We start from the raw sequence: 17239 nt of genomic DNA on the forward strand, positions 1-17239 counted from the left end.
CTCCTCCTCGGTGCCGCGGCCCCGCCGGGCACCTCCTCGAACGTTACCGGCCGGAACGCACCGCTCAGCGCGCCGGCGGGCGGACCGCGGCGTCGAGCCGGATGCACTCGGCGTTGAGATACCCGTTCTCCACGATCGACCGGACCATCCTCGCGAACTCCTCGGGCCGCCCCATCCGGGACGGCTCGACCAGGGTCTGCTCGATCCCGGTCCGCACCCGGTCCGGCAGCGAGCCGGTCATCGGCGTCTCGAACAGGCCGGGTGCGATCGTGTTGACCCGGACGCCGGTGCCCGCCAGGTCCCGCGCGACCGGCAGCGCCAGCCCGATCACGCCGGCCTTGCTGGCGCTGTAGGCGGCCTGGCCGCTCTGCCCGTCGTAGGCCGCCCCGGACGCCGTGTTGATCATGACGCCGCGTTCGCCGTCCTCGTCCGGCTCGTTCGCCAGCATCGCCGCGACCGCGACCCGCATGACGTTGAAGGTGCCGCACAGGTTGATCCGCACCACGCGTTCGAAGTCGTCGAGGGCGGCCGGTCCACGCCGGGAGACGATCCGGGCCGCGTCGACCACCCCGGCGGTGTTGACCCCGATGTGGACGGCGCCGAACTCGGCCAGCGTCCGGTCCAGCGCGCGCTCCACCGCGCCGGCGTCGGCCACGTCGGCCTCGATCCCGATCGCCGCGGGCAGCTCCGCCGCGAGTGCCGTCGCACCGATCCCGTCCCGGTCCAGCACGGCCACCGACGCACCGGCCTGCCCCAGGTGGGTGCACACGGCCCGGCCGAGACCCGACGCACCGCCGGCGACCACCGCGACCTTCCCCGTCACGTTCATTCGCCGACGAACTCCGGCTCGCGACGGGCGGCGAAGGCCCGCAGTCCCTCCGCGAAGTCCCGGCTGCCGGTGTACTCCGCGCAGGCGGCCAGCTCGTAGGCCAGCGCATCCTCCAGCGAGCGTTCCAGGCCGGTGTCGACGACGTCCTTGATCCGGGCCAGACCGAGCGGGCTGAGCCGGCCGATCCGGTCGGCGAGCTGCTGGGCGGCGGCGGCCAGCCGGTCGTCGTCGACCACCTCGGTGACCAGGCCCGCCTCGTACATCCGCTGGGCGCTCCAGCCCTCCGCGGTGAACAGCAGCTGCTTGGCCCGGTTGGCACCGATCCGCCGGGGCAGCCGGGTGGCGCCACCCGCGGCGGGGAACATGCCGTACCGGGCGTGCCCGTCGGCGAAGGTGGCACCGCGGGCGGCCAGCACCAGATCGCAGGCCAGCACCAGCTCCAGCCCACCGGCGACCACGCCGCCGTGCACGGCCGCGATCACCGGCTTCGGGTGCCGGGCGACCTGGTCGAACAGCCCGGCCGCCCGGCGCAGGAAGTCGGTCACCCCGGCGCCGCCCAGCTCGTCGAGCACCCGGGTGAGATCGGCGCCGGCACAGAACATCGGACCGGTACCGGCGAACACGACCGAGCGCACGGCACGATCGCCCTCGGCCGTGCGCAGCGCGGTCGCGACGCCGTCGAGCAGCTCGACCGACAGCGCGTTGCGCCGCTCGGGGCGGTTCAGGGTGATCCAGGCGGCACTGCCCCGGATCTCGAACCGGACGTCGTCCTGTGTCACGCTTCGTCACTCCGTTCGGTGGTGCGGTGATCGGGCCCGCGCTGCGCATCGGCACGGATGATCGCCGGCCCGGACGGGTCGACGAGGCTGCCGAAGAGCTCCCGGTTGTGCGCGTGCGCGAGATGGTGGGTGTCGAAGGTGGACTCCACCGTGGAGCGCATGCCCTGCAGGTCGAGCGCCCGGTTGACCGCGCGCTTGGCCAGCCGGATGCCGAATTGCGGGCGGGCCGCGATCCGCCGGGCGAGCGCCAGCGTCTCGGCCTCCAGGTCGGCCCGTGGCACGACCCGGTTCACCATGCCGAGCGCGCGGGCGTCCTCGGCGCCGATCGGATCGCCGGTGAACAGCATCTCCTTGGCCCGGCGGTGCCCCAGCTCCCAGGGGTGCACGAAGTACTCGGCCGCCGCGGCACCGAACGCGCTGGTCGGGTCGAGGAAGACGGCGTCGTCGGCGGCGACGATGAGATCGCACGGCCAGATCAGCTCCAGTGCCCCGCCGATGGCCCGGCCCTGCACCTGCGCGATGAGTGGCCGGGGCAGCTCCCGCCAGCGCAGGCACAGCCCCAGGAACACCTCCTCCTCCACGGCGTACCAGCCCTCGGCGCCGGGGGCGTCGAAGCCGCCGGTGAGTGTGCGCGGGGTGACGCCGTCCATGTCGAAGGCCCGGTCGACGTCCAGGTCGTGGCCGGAGGAGAAGTCGTCGCCCTCGGCGGCGAGGACGATCACCCGGACCGACTCGTCGCGGACGGCGGTCTGGTAGGCGTCGTCGAGCTCGTGCAGCATCCGCCGGTCCTGCGCGTTGAGCTTCGCGGGGCGGGTCAGCACCACCCTGGCGACCCCGTCGGCGGGGTGTTCGAGCCGCACCCGCGGCCGGGTGCTGTCGTCGTCGTTCATGTTCGGTTCCCTCCCAGGACGGTGACGGCCGCGACCGCGGCGTCGGGTCCGAGGTAGCCACCCGCGTTCTCGGCCACCGCGTACCGGGCGCCGTCGACCTGCCGGGCCCCGGCGCGGCCGCGCAGCTGGTCGGCCAGCTCCACCACCTGGGCCAGCCCGGTGGCGCCCAGCGGATGGCCCTTCGACTGCAGCCCGCCGCTCGGGTTGACCGGGAGCCGACCGCCGATCCGGGTCGCCCCGTCGCGGAGCAGGGCCGGGGCGGCACCCTCGGCACACAGCCCGAGCTGTTCGAGGACGATCAGCTCGGCCGGTGCGGCCGCGTCGTGGCACTCGACGACGTCGATCTCGCCGGGTTCGACGCCTGCCGTCCGGAACGCCCGCCGGGCCACCTCCGGCACCAGCTCGCCGTAGCGTCCGGGACGCCCGGAGCCGAGTGCGGTCGCGAGCAGCCGGACCGGGTCCGCCCCGTCCCGCCGCGCGCGCTCGGGCGTGGTCAGCACGACCGCCGCAGCCCCGTCGGACAGCGGTGCGCACATCGGCACCGTCAGCGGGCCGGTGACCCGCCGGGCGCCGAGCACGTCGGCGACGGTCAGCTCCCGGCCGTACTGCGCCTTCGGGTTGAGCGCCCCGTGCGCGGCGTTCTTGACCGCGACCATCGCGAAGTCCTCCGGCGTCGCGCCGGAGGACTCCTGGTACCAGGCGGCGAAGCGGGCGTAGACGTCCATGAACACCGATCCGGTGTCCCGGCTCCCGAGCTCGTCGCGGATCTCGTCGAGCCGCTCCTGGTCCAGCGCCGAGGTCAGCGCCGCCTGGGCACGTCCCTTCTCCGCCACGACCAGCTTCTCGGCCCCGATCGCGACCGCGGTCTCGGCCTGCCCGGACGCCACCGCGAGCCACGCCTGGTGCAGTGCGGTCGCCCCGGAGGCGCAGGCGTTCTCGACGTTGACCAGCGGCACCCCAGACAGCCCGGTCGCCCGGATCGCGTGCTGCCCGCGGACCGACTCCTGGCCCTGCAGCAGGCCGCCGAGGACGTTGCCGTAGTAGACCGCGCCGATCGCCGGATCGGCCGCGGTCGTCCCGGCGTCGGCCAGCGCCTCCCCGGTCGCCTCGGCGACCAGGGAGGAGACCGGCCGGTCCGGGTGCTTCCCGAAGCGGGTCATCCCGACCCCGCTGACGACGACCTCACGCACGGTGCGCATCCTCGGCCGCGCGACGGTCCTCGTAATCCTTGGCCAGGCCGAGCATCAGGCCGCGGGCCAGCGTGGACCGATCCACCGCCATCACCCGCCGGCACGAGACGAGACCGGGCAGGTTCGCGGCGGCGGCGTCCATCGTCTCCTGGTCGGGAGCCTCGAAGAGCATGAAGAACTCGCTCGTCTCGATGTCGCCGCAACCGCCGAGCCAGACGACCGGTCCGCGCGGCGGGTCCTCCAGCGAGCCGGCCACCACCCGGGCCATCGGCTGCAGGTGGTCGCGGGTGACGTCACCGCCCTCGTCGAGTGCCTGACGGACGAGAAACTTCATGGACGCACCTCCGGGTGGTCGTGGGCGCCGGTCGTTCCGGCCTGCTTGAGCCGGAACTTCTGGATCTTTCCGGTCTCGGTCCGTGGCAGGTCGTCGACGAAGCGCACGTAGCGGGGCACCGCGAAACGCGGCAACTTCTCCCGGCAGACCGCGACGATCTGCTCCGAGGTCGGTGCGTGTCCGGCGCGGGCCATCACGGCGACCGCTATCTCCTCCTCGCCGAACTCCGAGGGAACCGGGTAGGCGGCCGACTCCGCCACCCCGTCGATCATGTTGACCACGTCCTCGACGGTCTGGGCGGCGACGTTCTCCCCGCGGCGCCGGATCATGTCCTTGATCCGGTCGACGTAGTGCAGGAAGCCGTCGGCGTCGAGGTAACCGGCGTCGCCGGTGTGCAGGCCGAAGTTCCGCAGCACCTCCAGTGAGGTCGCCGGCTGGTTCCAGTAGCCGGCGAAGGTCGACCACGGCTCGTCGCAATCGACCACGATCTCGCCGGTCTCCCCGGCCGGCAGCTCCCGGTCGTGCTCGTCGACGATCCGGACCCGGTACGGCGGGTACGCACGCCCGCATGCACCCTTGCGCCCGTCCAGGTTGAACACCGAGATGTTGCTCTCGGTGCTGGCGTAGGCCTCGAACACCTCGAACCCGAAGCGCTCGGTGAACGCGTCCCCCACCGCCGTCGGGCGCGGGGCCAGCAGGCCCCTGGTGATCGTGTGGTCGCGATCGGCCGCGGAGGGCTCCTGGGCCAGCAGGAAGTGCCCCACCGAGACGACGGCGTGCATGACCGTGGCGCCGAACGTCCGCGCCTGGTCGAAGTAGGCCGCACCGCTGAACCGGCGGACGAACCCGCAGCGCGCGCCGGAGAGCAGGCAGGCACCGACGTTCATGTACCGCCCGCCGGCGTGGAACAGCGGCAGGATCGAGATCAGCGTGTCCTCGGTGGTCAGGGCGAGTGCCCCGGCCGTTCGCTGGGCGATCCGGAAGCAGTGATGGTGCGGGAGCAGGGCGCCCTTGGGCAGGCCGGTCGTCCCGGAGGTGTACATGATCGCCGTGGGCGAGCTCGCCCGGACCTCTGCGGAGGTCCGCAGCTCCACCGGGGGACCGGCCAGCATCTCCTCGACCGACGGCGACGGACCCGGCTCCGCCGAACCGTCGAGCGGCCCGGCCGACACCAGCACCGGGGCCCCGCCGTCGGGCAGCGACGCGACCAGCGCGTCCCGGAACCGTGGTGCCACGACCGAAGCCGTCGGGTCTGCGTCGGCCAGCACGTGCCGCATGCTGGCGCCGACCAGGGCCGGGTTCACCGGGACCTCGACCGCCCCCAGCTTGGACAGTGCGATCCCGACCTGGACGACCCGCAGATCGTTCTCCAGCAGGGTCGCGACCCGGTCCCCGACCCCGATGCCGAGCTCGCGCAGCCCGGCGGCGATGGTGCTCGCCGCCCGGTCCAGCTCGCCGTAGGTCAGGGCGCTGCCGTCGTCCTGCACCAGGCACTCGCGGTTGGGGTCATGCGCGGCCCATCGTTCGACGACGACGCTGAACACCCGGTCCATCGGCTCGAGCTCGAAGGGCGGCAGCGGCGTGTCCAGCGAGGTCGGCGGTGTCCAGCTCACGACGTGCCCTGCGGCGGGGCGGGGATGCGCTCGCGCTCCGCGGTGATCAGGCAGCTGCGGCACTTCACGACCCGCAGCCAGCCCCGGTAGTCGGCCAGCCGGTAGCGGTACAGCTCGGCGGCACCACAGGCCGCACAGGGCCGGTCCACGTGCTCGACCGGCTCGTCGAGGGTCATCTCGGTCGGTTGGGGGTACAGCACGTCACTCTCCCTCCGCGCCGGACACCGCACCGCGGGCCCGCGTCTCGGTCGTGTAGATCCCGTCCCGCAGGTCCCGCCGGACGGCCTCGTCGCTGCGCCGGGACGGCGCTCCGTAACCGCCACCACCCGGCAGCTGGACCGCGATCACGTCACCGGCGCCGAACGGGACCCCGGCCCGCTTGCTCAGCCGGAACTCGGCGCCCGGCACGTCCTCGGACGCGACCGGACGACCGGTCGCCGCGTCCGCGATCCCGGCCACCACCTCCGGATCGGCCAGCTCCCGGCCGGCCGCCCACTCCTCGACGGCGGCGCGGTGCACGGTGATCGACCCCAGGGCACCGGCACCGCCGCCGATCACCCCCTTGGTCGGGAACCGGCACTGGTCGACCTGGTAGAGCGACTCGACGTCGACCTGCGGGGAGAGCAGCACCCGGTTCGCCGGGCCACCGCGGTTCTCGCCGGGCCCCGCGGTGTCGGCGACGAACTCGCGTTCCAGGATCAGCACCGGGTAGGCGATCTCGTCGAGCTCGATCGAGGGTTCGACGCAGTTACCGCCCTCGACCAGGGTGAACGCGCAGCCGTCGCCACGCCGGGTTCCGCCGTAGGGGCCGGAGAACGGCCGCATCGCGACGAACGGCACCGGCGCCGGGCCGCGGTCGTCCAGCCCCGCGAACCCGATCACCGAAACGTCGTCGTAGTTCTCGCCGACGGCCAGCTCCGGGTCGGCCTGCGAGAGGGCCTGCTTGACCAGGTTCAGCGCCTTGGTCAGCAGCATGGTGTGCCCGGCGTTGGTCGACATCGGCGGCAGAGCGTGCAGGCACGATCCGGGCGGGACGACGACGTCGATCGGCCGGTAACCGCCGGCGTTCGGCGTGATCCCGGTCTGGTCGAGAATCGCTGCCACCCCGAGGTGCGCGGCGCAGACGGTGTCCGACCATTGCGCCGCGTAGCCGAACCACTCCGAGCGGCAGGTCCCCGAGTAGTCGACCTCGATCCGGTCGGCGTGCTTGCGCACGGTGCAGCGCAACAACATCGGATTACCCTCCGCGTCGTTGTCCAGGTGGTCCTGCGCCTCGTAGACACCGTCCGGGATCCGGGTCAGTGCGCTGCGCACCAGCCGCTCGGAGTAGTCCACCGTGTACTGGGCCGCGCTGCGGTAGACATCGGCGCCGTAGCGGCGCACGTAGTGCCCGACCATGTCCGCACCCAGCTGCAGCGCAGCTCGGATCACCTGCAGATCGTTCACCGACAGATCCGGGATCCGGGTCTGCTCGGTGAACAGCTCCAAGGTCTCGGCGACCAGCTCACCTTCCCGGTAGAGCCGCCTGGGGGTGATCTTGATGCCTTCGGAGTACATGTCCCGCTGCAGCCCGGCGCCCAGACCCCCCGGAACCGGGCCGCCGATGTCGAGCCAGTGCGTGATGCTGACCGCGAAGCCCATCAGCGCGTCACCGTCGAAGATCGGCATCAGGGCACCGACGTCGTTGACGTGGCTGCCACCGCGGTACGGATCGTTGTAGACGATCACGTCGCCGGGCCGGAAGTTCTCCACCCCGAAGTGCTCGATCGCCATCCGCGCGTAGAACTGGTTGATCACGTAGTGCCCCGGTGCCGCGGTCGCCATCGCGATCGCGTCGAAGTCCAGGTCGCGATCCGGGTCGCGCGGCCCGAGCAGGCCGATCCCGAAGTCGTTGACCTCGTTCAGCAGCGGGCTCAGCGCCGCAGTGTTGATCTTCAACTGCATCTGCAGGGACACGAACCGCAGCGCGTGCCGGAGCACCTCGGCGGTGGTGAGATCGAGCCCGTAGGTGGATCTGACCTCATCGGCAGTCGGTGCAACCGTGGCACCCTCGACGCTTGCGCTCATCGGACGTTCTCCTCCAACTCGACCACGATGTCCCCGACCTCGTTGATCCGGGCGACGTCGCCCGGGACCAGGACGCCGGTGTAGCTGGGTGCCTCGATGACGGCGGGGCCGTGCACGATCTGGCCCGCCGCGAGCTCCTCGGTCCGGAAGACCGACGCGGTGACACGTTCTCCGCCGACGACGATGTCCCGGCCGGCGTGCGGCCGTGCCGGATCGGTCCGGGTCAATGCGGGCGGGCGCGGCGCCCGGGACTCCGGGACCACCAGCCGGACCCGCAGGTTGGCGATCTGCACCGGTGCCGGCAGCTGGTAGCCGTACTGGCGCCGGTGCGCCTCACCGAACCGCTCCGCAAGGTGCGCGGCCGGATCCGAGTGGGTCGGGTCGACCAGCGCCGGGAGCTCCCACCGCTGCCCGGCGTACATGCCGTCGACGACGAACTCGGCGTGCGCGTCGGGATGCCCGAACCGTTCGCGGACCTTCACGGCGGTCTCCCGCATCGTCGCGAACGCGCCGACGGCGACCTCCTCGGACGCGATCGCCATCACCGGGACGACCTCCTCGTCGAACCCGGCCCCCTCCAGCAGGCCGAACGCCGAGAAAACGCCGGCCAGCGCCGGGAAGACCACCCGGGGCATCTCCAGGATCCGGGCGACCTGGGTCGCGGCAAGCGGTCCGGCGGCACCGTAGGCGAGCAGACCGAACTCGCGGGGATCGACGCCCCGATAGACGGTGAGCTGGCGGATGGCCTCGGCCATGTTGTGGATCGCGACCTGGGCGACGGTGCCCGCGACCTGCTCGGGAGTGGTCGCCAGCCCCTCGGCCAGTGGACCGAACGCACGCTCGGCCGCCGCGATGTCGGGCCGGATCTCCCCACCGAGCGGGGTCTTCGGATCCAGCCAGCCGAGCAGCAGCAGTGCGTCGGTCACGGTCGGGACCTCCCCGCCGCGGCCGTAACAGGCCGGCCCGGGGACGCTGCCCGCGCTCTGCGGACCGACCGCCACGCCGCCCGCGGCGTCCAATGCGGCGATGCTGCCGCCACCGGCCCCGATGCTGTGGATCTCGAGCACCGGCATGCTCACGATCAGGTCGTGCTCCAGCTCCAGCTCACGCTTCGTCGAGGCCCTGCCCTCGGCGATCACGGCGACGTCGGTGCTGGTCCCGCCCATGTCGAAGCCGACCAGGTTCGGCTGCCCCAACGAGCGGGAGTAGCTCTGCACCCCCATCACGCCGCCGACGGGGCCGCTGTTCAGCGTGGTCACCGGGCGTGCGGAAACGGCGGCGGGAGTGCTCACCCCGCCGTCGTTGGTCATGAAGTTCAGGGGGGCCGCGTGCCCGGCACCGGCGAGCCGCTCCTCGACCGAGCGGGTGTAGCTCTGCATCAGTGGCTGGGCGTAGGCGTTGAGGACACAGGTGGAGAGCCGATTGTACTCCCGCGGGAACGGGGCGACCGCCGAGGAGAGGCTGACCCCGACGTCGGGATAGCGCTCCCGGATCAGCTCGGCCGCCCGCTCCTCGTGGGCCGGGAACTTGTAGGCGTGCAGGAAGCAGATCGCGATGCTCCGGCAGCCCTGCTCGTACAGCTCGTCCACCTCGGCGAGCAGGCCTGCCTCGTCGAGCGGGACGAGCACCGAACCGTCAGCGCGTACCCGCTCGGCGACCGGGCGGCGCAGGTGCCGCTCGACGATCGGCCGCAGCTCGTGCGGCCGCCGCCAGCGCGGGTCGGTGAGCGCGTCGGCGGAGCGCCAGCCGCGCCCCATGTCGAGCAGGTCCCGGAAGCCCCGCGTCGTCAGCAACCCGACCAGCGCACCCCGCCGGGTGAGGATCGCGTTCAACGCGACGGTCGTGCCGTGCACGACGCTCTCCACCTCGCCGGGCTCGAGCTCGGCCTTGCCCAGCGCACTCAGCAGCCCAGCGGCCAGCTCCCCGTGCGTGGTGAGCGATTTCGTCGCCATCCGGATCTCGTCCCCGTCGGCAACCACGAGATCGGTGAACGTTCCACCGGTGTCGATCCCGATCCGCACCATTGCGTCGGTCCCTTCGTCGCTCTTCCGGATCCCGCCCGAGTCGTCGGCATCCACTACTGCGCCCAATCTTTACTATCCAGATAGTAAGAACTTGGCCTGCGCCCGTCAACGTGGACGGACCGCTCCCGTCGACCATCGCCTCGGGCGGGAGCCACAGGTCCGTCTGCTCACCCCGGCCCGGCGGGCGCGTGCGCCCGCTCCGCCACCGCCACCTCCTCCGCCGTGGGCGCCGGCCCCGCGAGCGCGACCACGACGACCGCGAGGAACGACATCGGGATGCCGACGAGGATCTCCGAGGAGCTGGGCATGTCCAGGGCGAGGAACACCACGGCGTACGAGGCCGCCCCCACCACCAGGCCGGCCGCGGCGGCGGCCGAGGTGCACCGCCGCCACCAGATCCCGAGCACCATCGGCGCGAAGAACGCCGAGGACAGGAACCCCATGGCCGCGATGTAGAGCAGGACGAGGAACTCCGGCGGATCGAGCGCGAACAACGTGGCCACGATCCCGACCACCCAGGTGGTGACGGTCGCGACCAGCAGGGTCTGCCGCTGCGTCGCTCCCGGCCGCAGGATGCGGGCGTAGAGATCGTTCGCGATGGCCGAGTTGCAGGCCATCAGGAGCCCGGCCGTCGTCGACATCACGGCGGCGAGCACGGCGGCGGCGATCATGCCCTGCATGAACGGCGAGAGCATCGCCCCGGACAGCGCGAAGAAGACCGTGTCGGGGCTCATCTCCCGCACGCCGGGCAGCGTGGTGGACACCGGGGCCAGCACCAGCGTCACGGCCAGGATGATCACCCCGTAGAGGATCATCGCGTAGTTCAGCGACAGCCGCGCCGAACGCGCGTTGCGCGCCGAGTACACCCGCATGATCACGTGCGGCAGGATGCAGATCGTGGTGGCCGAGGTGACGAACCCGCCGACGTAGGACCAGACCGGCAGGGCTTCGCCGACCGCCCCGTAGCTCGGGAACTCGACGGTCGCCGTGACGAATACGTCGGTGAAGCTCGGCACCGAGACGATCGCGATGATCGCGAACGCCACGGTCATCCCCACCATGAGGAAGCCCTGGAAGACGTCGTTCCAGGTGACCGAGAGGAAGCCGCCGAGCGCGGTGTAGAGGATGAAGATCCCGCCGGTGACCAGCACACCGATCTCGTGCGGCCACCCCAGCAGGGCGGTCGCGATGATCCCGGACACGGTGATCTGGGAGACCATGTAGACGGTGCTCGCGATGACGATGACGACCGGTGCCGCCCACCGGATCACCGCACTGTCGAACCGGGCCCGGAACAGGTCGGGGACCGTGTAGCGCCCCACCCGCCGCATCGGCCGCGCGACCAGGATCGAGGCCATCGCGAAGCCGACCGGCCCACCCGCGGCGAGTGCCACCGTGTAGGGCAGGCCGAGGAAGACCGTCATCCCCACCGCGGCCATGATCGTGCCGCCGCTCGCCAGTGTCGCGAGGAACGCCCACGAGTTCGTGAACGTGCCGATGGTGCCGCCCGCGACGAAGAACTCGTCGGTGGAGGCCGCGGCCCGCCGCCGGGCGTACAGCCCGATGGCGATGATGACCACGAAGTAGACGAGCACCACGGTGATCGCCATCTGATTCTCCTGGAGGTCTCGGGAACCGGGAGGGCGGACGCCCGGCCCGGTGGAGGGCGCCGAACGCCCCGGGTCAGTCCGTCTCGGTGCTCGTCACCACGATCGTCACGATCGGGACGAGCACCATGAGCAGCAACAACAGCCAGGCCGTGAGGCTGACGCCCAGCAACTCCACCGCGCCGACCCCGGGCAGGAACGCGCTCCCGGCACCTGCCACGAAGGCGATGAGTACCCAGACCTGGCTGGCCGGCAGCGGATAGAAGACCGATCGCATCAGGCACGACCGATGCCGGCGGAACCGAAGTGGCGCTCCCGGACCTGGCTGCGCAGCAGCTTGCCCAGCGGCGTGCGCGGCAACTCGTCCACGACGAGCACACCGGTGACCTTCTTGTACGAGCCGACCCGCTCGCGGGTCCACTCGACGAGCTCGTCCTCGGTCGCGGTGTGGCCCGCCCGCAGTACGACGGCGGCCTGCGGCGTCTCGCCCCACTTCGGATGCGCGACACCGACGACGGCCGCGTCATCGACCGCGGGATGATCGGTGAGCGCCTGTTCGATCTCGGCCGGCCAGATGTTGAAGCCCCCGGAGTTGATCAGGTCTTCCTTGCGGTCGGCGAGGAAGAGGAACCCGTCCTCGTCGACATAACCCATGTCCCGCGTACGGATCCAGCCGTCGGGGGTGATCCGCTCGGCGGCGGCCTCGTCGTTCTGCCAGATCCCGGCCAGGACACAGGGGGCGGATGCCTCGATCTCACCGATCTCTCCGGTCGGCAGCTCCGCACCCCGGTCGTCGACGATCCGGAAGTACGAGTTGGGAGTGGGGAGCCCCGCCGAGCCGAGCCGGCGCCGCTGCACCTCGGTGCCCTCGACGTGGTGGTGCCGCGGAGCGAGCACCGACATCGGCACCACCTCGCTCTGCCCGTAGAGCTGATACATGATGTTTCCCCACAGCCGCAGCGCCGACGACAACGTCGTGGTCGAGATCGGCGCGGCCCCGTACATGACGGCGCGCAGGCTGGACACGTCCCGGGTCGCGGCGTCCGGGTGCTCGGCCACCATCTGGATCATCGTGGGGACGAGCAGGGTCGCGGTGACCCGCTCCTGCTCGACGATCCGCAGGAACCCGGCCGGATCGAAGCGCGGCAGCACGATCGTGGTGGCGCCCACCGCGAGCAGCGAGTAGATGAACATGCTCGCGGCATGGGTGAGCGGGCCCGCGGCGAGATAGCGATCGTCGGTGTCGAAGCGGGGCAGCACGAGCGCGAGCTCGTTGCCCATCGCCATCGTCCCGGCCACCGAGATGACGATGCCCTTGGGGAACCCTGTGGTCCCCGAGGTGAACCGGATGACGTTCGGGTGATCCCCGGGGAGCAGCGTTCCGGGAGGTTCGGCAGAGGCGGCCGCGAGCCACTCCTCGTAGCCGACCACCGGGATCCGCCCCCGGGTCGCCGGCAGATCACCGAGGACGACGACCAGCTCCAGCTCGTTCAGCTCGTCCAGCTCGTCGACCAGGGCGTCGTAGTAGTGGTCCTGCACCACGAGTACCCGCGACCCGGTCATCCCGATCAGGTAGCGGTGCCGGGCCGGTGCGTCGTGCGCGTGCAGCGAACAGCGCACGAACCCGCCGATACCGGTCCCCACGATCTGCTCCAGGGACTCCAGGCAGTTGTCCCCGAGCATCGCGACCCGGTCGCCCATCGCGATCCCGCTGCCGCTCAGCGCGTTCGCCAGCCGGTTGCACCGCTCGGCGAGTGCCGCGTAGGACAGCTCCCGGTCACCGCAGGTCACGGCGGTCCGCCCGGCGTAGGTCACCGCGACCTTGCGCAGCAGCGTGGCGGGAGTACTCACCGCGGGCGTCGGTGCCGTCATCGCCGGGCGGGCACCTCGACCGCGGTCGTGACCAGCTCGGCGGTACCCGTCACCCCCTGCGCGGCCTCGAAGAACCCGTCGGCCGCGGCGAGTGCCAGTGTCCGCCCGTCGCGCCCGCCCAGCGCGCAGCTGTAGACGTTGGTGCCCCGCGGGTGCGCCACCTCCTCGACGGTCTCGCCGTCCGGCGAGACCCGCACGCAGCGCCTCCCCACCGCGTCCGCCGCCCAGACGTGGTCGTCGGCGTCGATCGCGAGCCCGTCCGGTGCGAGTTCCGCGGCCCCCAGCATCTCGGCGGCGCCGGCCGGCTCGGGGGCCGCGCCGAACCGGGCCAGCACGCGACGATCGCCCAGTGCACCGTCGGCGCCGATCGTGAACGCGGTCAACCGGGCGGCGAAGCTCTCCGCGACGATCAGGGTGCCACCGTCGGCGGTCACCACCACACCGTTCGGGCACCACAGCCCGTCCGCCGCAACCGACACCGTGCCGTCCGGATCCACCCGGAACAGAGCACCCGGCTCGGGATCGGCCCCGTCGACGATCGCGAACCCGATGGTGCCGACCCAGGCCCTCCCCAACCGATCGACGGTCATGTCGTTGATCCAGTGCGGGGACACCGACGCCAGGTCGGCATGGGTGGACACCGTCCCGTCCGGTGCGCGCCGCAGCAGGGTCCGGTCCTTCATGGACACCACCAGCAGCGAGCCGTCCGGCAGCCATCCGAGCCCGGAGCACAGGGCGTCGACCTGCATCAGGTCCTCCCGCGTCCCGTCCGGGGTGAACGCGCACACCACACCGCGGAACGCGTCCGAGGCGTACCAGCGCCCCTCGTGCCACCGGACGCCCTCGAAGTAGTCGCCGCCGTCGACGACGGTCTGGAAAGTTCTGCTCACGTCTGTTCTCCTCGTTGAGACCGACTCGTACCCCAGCGGCTGGTCAGAGGCCGTACGAGCGGCCGATGATCTCCCGCTGGATCTCACTGGTTCCGGCGTAGACGGTCGACACGATCGACTGCCGGAGGTGCCGCGCCATGTCGTACTCGAGCGTGTAGCCGGCCCCGCCCATCAGCTGCATGCCCTCGATCGCGATCCGCTTGGCGGTCTCGGTGACCTTCAGCTTGATCATCGAAGCCTCGCGGGGGACCTGCCGGTCGGGTTCGAGGTCGAGCTTGCGGGCGGCGTCGCGGACCAGCAGGCGACAGCACTCCAGCTCGGTCGCGAGATCGGCGATCCGGTGCCGGATCGCCTGGAAGCTGCCGATCGGCCGGCCGAACTGCTCACGCTCGCGGACGTAGTCCAGCGCGTCGTCGAAGGCCCGCCGGGCGTGCCCGAGGAACATCGACCCGCACATCAGCCGGTCGGTGTTCAGGCACCGCATGATCTGGTGCCACGCGCCGCCCTCGGTCCCGATCACCCGGTCCGCGCCGACCTCGACGTCGGTCAGATAGACGTCGTTGACCTCGTCGCCGCCCAGCGTCGCGATCGGCCGGATCTCCAGGCCGGGGCTGTCCGCCGGGACGTCGAGCATGGTGATCCCGTCGTGCTTGTCCCCGCCGGAGCCGGTCCGGCAGAGCACCAGGATCCGGGACGCGATGTGCGCACAGGAGATCCAGGTCTTCTGCCCGTTGATCACGTACCGGTCCCCGCGCCGCTCGGCGCGGCAGATCATCGATCCCGCGTCCGACCCGGTCCCCGGCTCGCTGATGGCCGTGGCCAGCACCTCGCCCCGGCAGACACCACCCAGGATGTCCTTCTTCTGCGACTCGGTGCCGAACCGCTCCACCACGGTGCTGCTCACCAGCGAGACACCGAGCCCGAACAGCGGCACCTTCCCGTAGGCCATCTCCTCCACCAGCAGGCAGGCGTCGCCGATCCGGCCGCCCCCGCCGCCGTAGCCCTCCGGGATCGCACACCCGATCCATCCGAGGCCGGCCAGCTTCGCGAACAGTTCCGGGCTGTGGGTGATGCGGTCGTCGTCGGTCAGCGCACGGCGTTGCTCGCGCGTCCCGCACTCCCGCTGGGCGAACCCGCGCAGCGACTCCACGAACTCACGCCGATGCTCCGGCATCTCCTCCGTCGGGATCATCTCCACCTTTCCGCGCCGTCCGTCGTCAGGACGCGCTGCCGCCGTTGTCGATCGTGTAGAGCAGGCCCGACGTGAAGGAGGCACCGTCCCCCGCCAGATGCACGGCCACCTCCGCGACCTCCTCGGGTTCCCCCCACCGGCCCTGCCGCTGGTCCAGGTAGTCCTGCAGGTCGTCGACGCCGAGCCCGCGGGCGAGGGCCGCGCCGCCCGCACGCGCGGCCGCGGTCCGGATCAGGCCGGGCACGACCGCGTTGACCCGGATACCGGAGCCACGCAGCTCGACCGCCGCCGTCCGGGTCAGCGCCTCGACGCCGGCCTTCGCCGCCGAGTACGCACCCATCCCCGGCAACGCACGCCCGGCCGCCAGCGAGGACACGTTCAGGATCGCGCCGCCACCCCTCCTGGCGATCGCCGGAGCGGCGTGCCGGATCCCGTGGAACGTGCCGGTGAGGCTGACCCCGATGACCCGGGCCCACTGCTCGTCGTCGAGATCGACCAGATCGCACGCGGAGCCGAGCCCGGCGTTGTTGACCATGATGTCCAGCCCACCGAACCGGTCCTCGGCCACGGCGACCGCGGCGGCGACGTCGTCGGCGACCGAGACGTCACAGCGGAGCCGGCAGGCGACGCCGTCCCCTTCGGCGGCCTCGGCACCGTCGATGTCGGCGACCACCACCTCGGCACCCTCGGCCGCGAACCGTGCTGCGATCGCCGCCCCGATGCCGTAGGCACCACCGGTGACGAGTGCGACCCGGCCGTCCATCCGTCCCGACATGTTCGCCACGCCGCTCAGCGGACCTGCGGACGGAACTGGGCCCGGCCCGGTTCCCCGGCGTGGACGTCGTAGACGACCCACGAGGCGGGGTTGCCGATGAACAGGGTGTGGTTGGTGACCAGCACCCGGTCGCCGGAGAAGGCGACGCTCGCCGGATCGTCCATCGGCACGTCCAGCGCCAGGTTCTCCACCGGGTTCGCCGGGTTGCGGGCGATCTCCCGCCCGTCCGGGGAGACCACGACGACGGCGTTGGCGAAGGCCAGCGCGGCGTAGACGTTGCCGGACTCGGCGATCGCGAAACCGTCGATGCCGTCCGCCGGCCTGCTCTCCCAGAACAGCTCGAGCTCACCCGCGCTGCCGTCGGGCTCGATCCCGATCGTGTAGAGGCGACTGGTGTCCGGGCGCGGCGGAACACCGTCCAGCGGACCGGTCAGCGACTGCGCGAACATGATCGTGTTCTCGTCGACGAACTCGATCCCGTTGGCGCCGAACACGCTCTCGATCCGCGGGTCGGAGAACCACACCTCGGCCTCGCCACCGCCCGGCGGGATCCGCCAGATCAGGGCCTGCGCGACATCGGTGACGTAGAGCGAGCCGTCCGGCCCGAAGTTGAGTCCGTCCGGGATCGCGCACTGGGTCACCAGGGTGAGCGCGCTCGCCTGCACACAGAGGCTCTTGACCTGGGTGAACGTCGCGTAGTCCGACTGCTCCCCGGTCGCCGGATCGAGTGCGATCACCCGCTGGGGGTACCGGTCGAGTGCATAGACGACGCCGTCGCCGTCCTGGGCCATGCCGACGATTCCGGCGCCGTGCCGCGGGTCCTGCCCCTCGATCACGTACTCCCGGCGGAGCTCACCGGACTGATCGAACGCGAAGATCTTCGACGGTCCGGTGTGCGGCTCACTGACGTGCTGCTGGGTCCCGACGAACACCGTCCCGTCGTCGGCCACCGTGATCCCCTCCGGATGTCCCGGTGCCGGGATCTCGGCGAACACCTCGATGTCGAGCCAGTCCCGCTCGGCCGCCTGGCCGGGCGCGGCCTGCGCCGTCGCGACCACCGTCGCCACCCCGAGTGCCGCCACCGCCGCCACGGTCATCGCCCGGCGCGTGTTCCCACGCCGGCTCACCTGCCACCTCATTGTGCCCCGAATCCTCATTGTTTCCTTACCGGTAAGGA

16 protein-coding genes are annotated in these 17239 nt (G+C 71.7%); all 16 read right to left on the reverse strand.

The window, feature by feature from the left end; all coding sequences use genetic code 11:
- Positions 1–64: 64 nt before the first annotated feature.
- Positions 65–829: an SDR family NAD(P)-dependent oxidoreductase gene (locus tag Pdca_RS29645; protein ID WP_085910670.1), complete on the reverse strand. Its 765-nt coding sequence runs from the start codon at positions 827–829 to the stop codon at positions 65–67.
- Positions 826–1608, reverse strand: a complete 783-nt coding sequence (locus tag Pdca_RS29650; protein ID WP_085910669.1) for an enoyl-CoA hydratase/isomerase family protein — start codon at positions 1606–1608, stop codon at positions 826–828. The genes Pdca_RS29645 and Pdca_RS29650 overlap by 4 nt, the downstream gene beginning before the upstream one ends.
- A complete protein-coding gene (locus Pdca_RS29655) occupies positions 1605–2498 on the reverse strand; it encodes an enoyl-CoA hydratase (RefSeq protein WP_085910668.1) in 894 nt (297 codons plus the stop codon). Before Pdca_RS29655 ends, Pdca_RS29650 begins: the two co-directional genes overlap by 4 nt.
- Positions 2495–3688: a thiolase family protein gene (locus tag Pdca_RS29660; protein ID WP_085910727.1), complete on the reverse strand. Its 1194-nt coding sequence runs from the start codon at positions 3686–3688 to the stop codon at positions 2495–2497. Before Pdca_RS29660 ends, Pdca_RS29655 begins: the two co-directional genes overlap by 4 nt.
- The gene (locus Pdca_RS29665; protein ID WP_085910667.1) at positions 3681–4022 is read right to left on the reverse strand and encodes a hypothetical protein; all 342 of its coding nucleotides are present in this window, start codon (positions 4020–4022) and stop codon (positions 3681–3683) included. The genes Pdca_RS29660 and Pdca_RS29665 overlap by 8 nt, the downstream gene beginning before the upstream one ends.
- Positions 4019–5635, reverse strand: a complete 1617-nt coding sequence (locus Pdca_RS29670) for an AMP-binding protein (RefSeq protein ID WP_085910666.1) — start codon at positions 5633–5635, stop codon at positions 4019–4021. Before Pdca_RS29670 ends, Pdca_RS29665 begins: the two co-directional genes overlap by 4 nt.
- Positions 5632–5835, reverse strand: coding sequence for a hypothetical protein (locus Pdca_RS29675; protein ID WP_085910665.1), 204 nt, complete (start codon positions 5833–5835; stop codon positions 5632–5634). The genes Pdca_RS29670 and Pdca_RS29675 overlap by 4 nt, the downstream gene beginning before the upstream one ends.
- 1 nt (position 5836) lies before the next feature.
- Positions 5837–7702 carry a hydantoinase B/oxoprolinase family protein gene (locus Pdca_RS29680; RefSeq protein ID WP_085910664.1) on the reverse strand — a complete coding sequence of 622 codons (1866 nt, stop codon included), beginning with the start codon at positions 7700–7702 and terminating at the stop codon, positions 5837–5839.
- Positions 7699–9726: a hydantoinase/oxoprolinase family protein gene (locus tag Pdca_RS29685; protein WP_141286894.1), complete on the reverse strand. Its 2028-nt coding sequence runs from the start codon at positions 9724–9726 to the stop codon at positions 7699–7701. Before Pdca_RS29685 ends, Pdca_RS29680 begins: the two co-directional genes overlap by 4 nt.
- A 167-nt stretch (positions 9727–9893) precedes the next feature.
- Positions 9894–11336: a sodium:solute symporter family protein gene (locus tag Pdca_RS29690; RefSeq protein ID WP_085910662.1), complete on the reverse strand. Its 1443-nt coding sequence runs from the start codon at positions 11334–11336 to the stop codon at positions 9894–9896.
- 73 nt (positions 11337–11409) lie between these two features.
- Positions 11410–11610, reverse strand: a complete 201-nt coding sequence (locus tag Pdca_RS29695) for a hypothetical protein (protein WP_085910661.1) — start codon at positions 11608–11610, stop codon at positions 11410–11412.
- Positions 11610–13205: a class I adenylate-forming enzyme family protein gene (locus tag Pdca_RS29700; protein ID WP_085910660.1), complete on the reverse strand. Its 1596-nt coding sequence runs from the start codon at positions 13203–13205 to the stop codon at positions 11610–11612. Before Pdca_RS29700 ends, Pdca_RS29695 begins: the two co-directional genes overlap by 1 nt.
- Positions 13202–14095 carry an SMP-30/gluconolactonase/LRE family protein gene (locus tag Pdca_RS29705; protein ID WP_158092031.1) on the reverse strand — a complete coding sequence of 298 codons (894 nt, stop codon included), beginning with the start codon at positions 14093–14095 and terminating at the stop codon, positions 13202–13204. Before Pdca_RS29705 ends, Pdca_RS29700 begins: the two co-directional genes overlap by 4 nt.
- A gap of 43 nt (positions 14096–14138) precedes the next feature.
- Positions 14139–15287: an acyl-CoA dehydrogenase family protein gene (locus tag Pdca_RS29710; protein ID WP_232021275.1), complete on the reverse strand. Its 1149-nt coding sequence runs from the start codon at positions 15285–15287 to the stop codon at positions 14139–14141.
- Between the two features lie 25 nt (positions 15288–15312).
- The gene (locus Pdca_RS29715; RefSeq protein WP_085910725.1) at positions 15313–16062 is read right to left on the reverse strand and encodes an SDR family NAD(P)-dependent oxidoreductase; all 750 of its coding nucleotides are present in this window, start codon (positions 16060–16062) and stop codon (positions 15313–15315) included.
- Positions 16063–16076: 14 nt separating this feature from the next.
- Positions 16077–17189, reverse strand: coding sequence for an SMP-30/gluconolactonase/LRE family protein (locus Pdca_RS29720; protein WP_085910658.1), 1113 nt, complete (start codon positions 17187–17189; stop codon positions 16077–16079).
- Positions 17190–17239 lie beyond the last annotated feature (50 nt).

The sequence above is a fragment of the Pseudonocardia autotrophica genome, assembly GCF_003945385.1.
Taxonomy (GTDB): domain Bacteria; phylum Actinomycetota; class Actinomycetes; order Mycobacteriales; family Pseudonocardiaceae; genus Pseudonocardia; species Pseudonocardia autotrophica.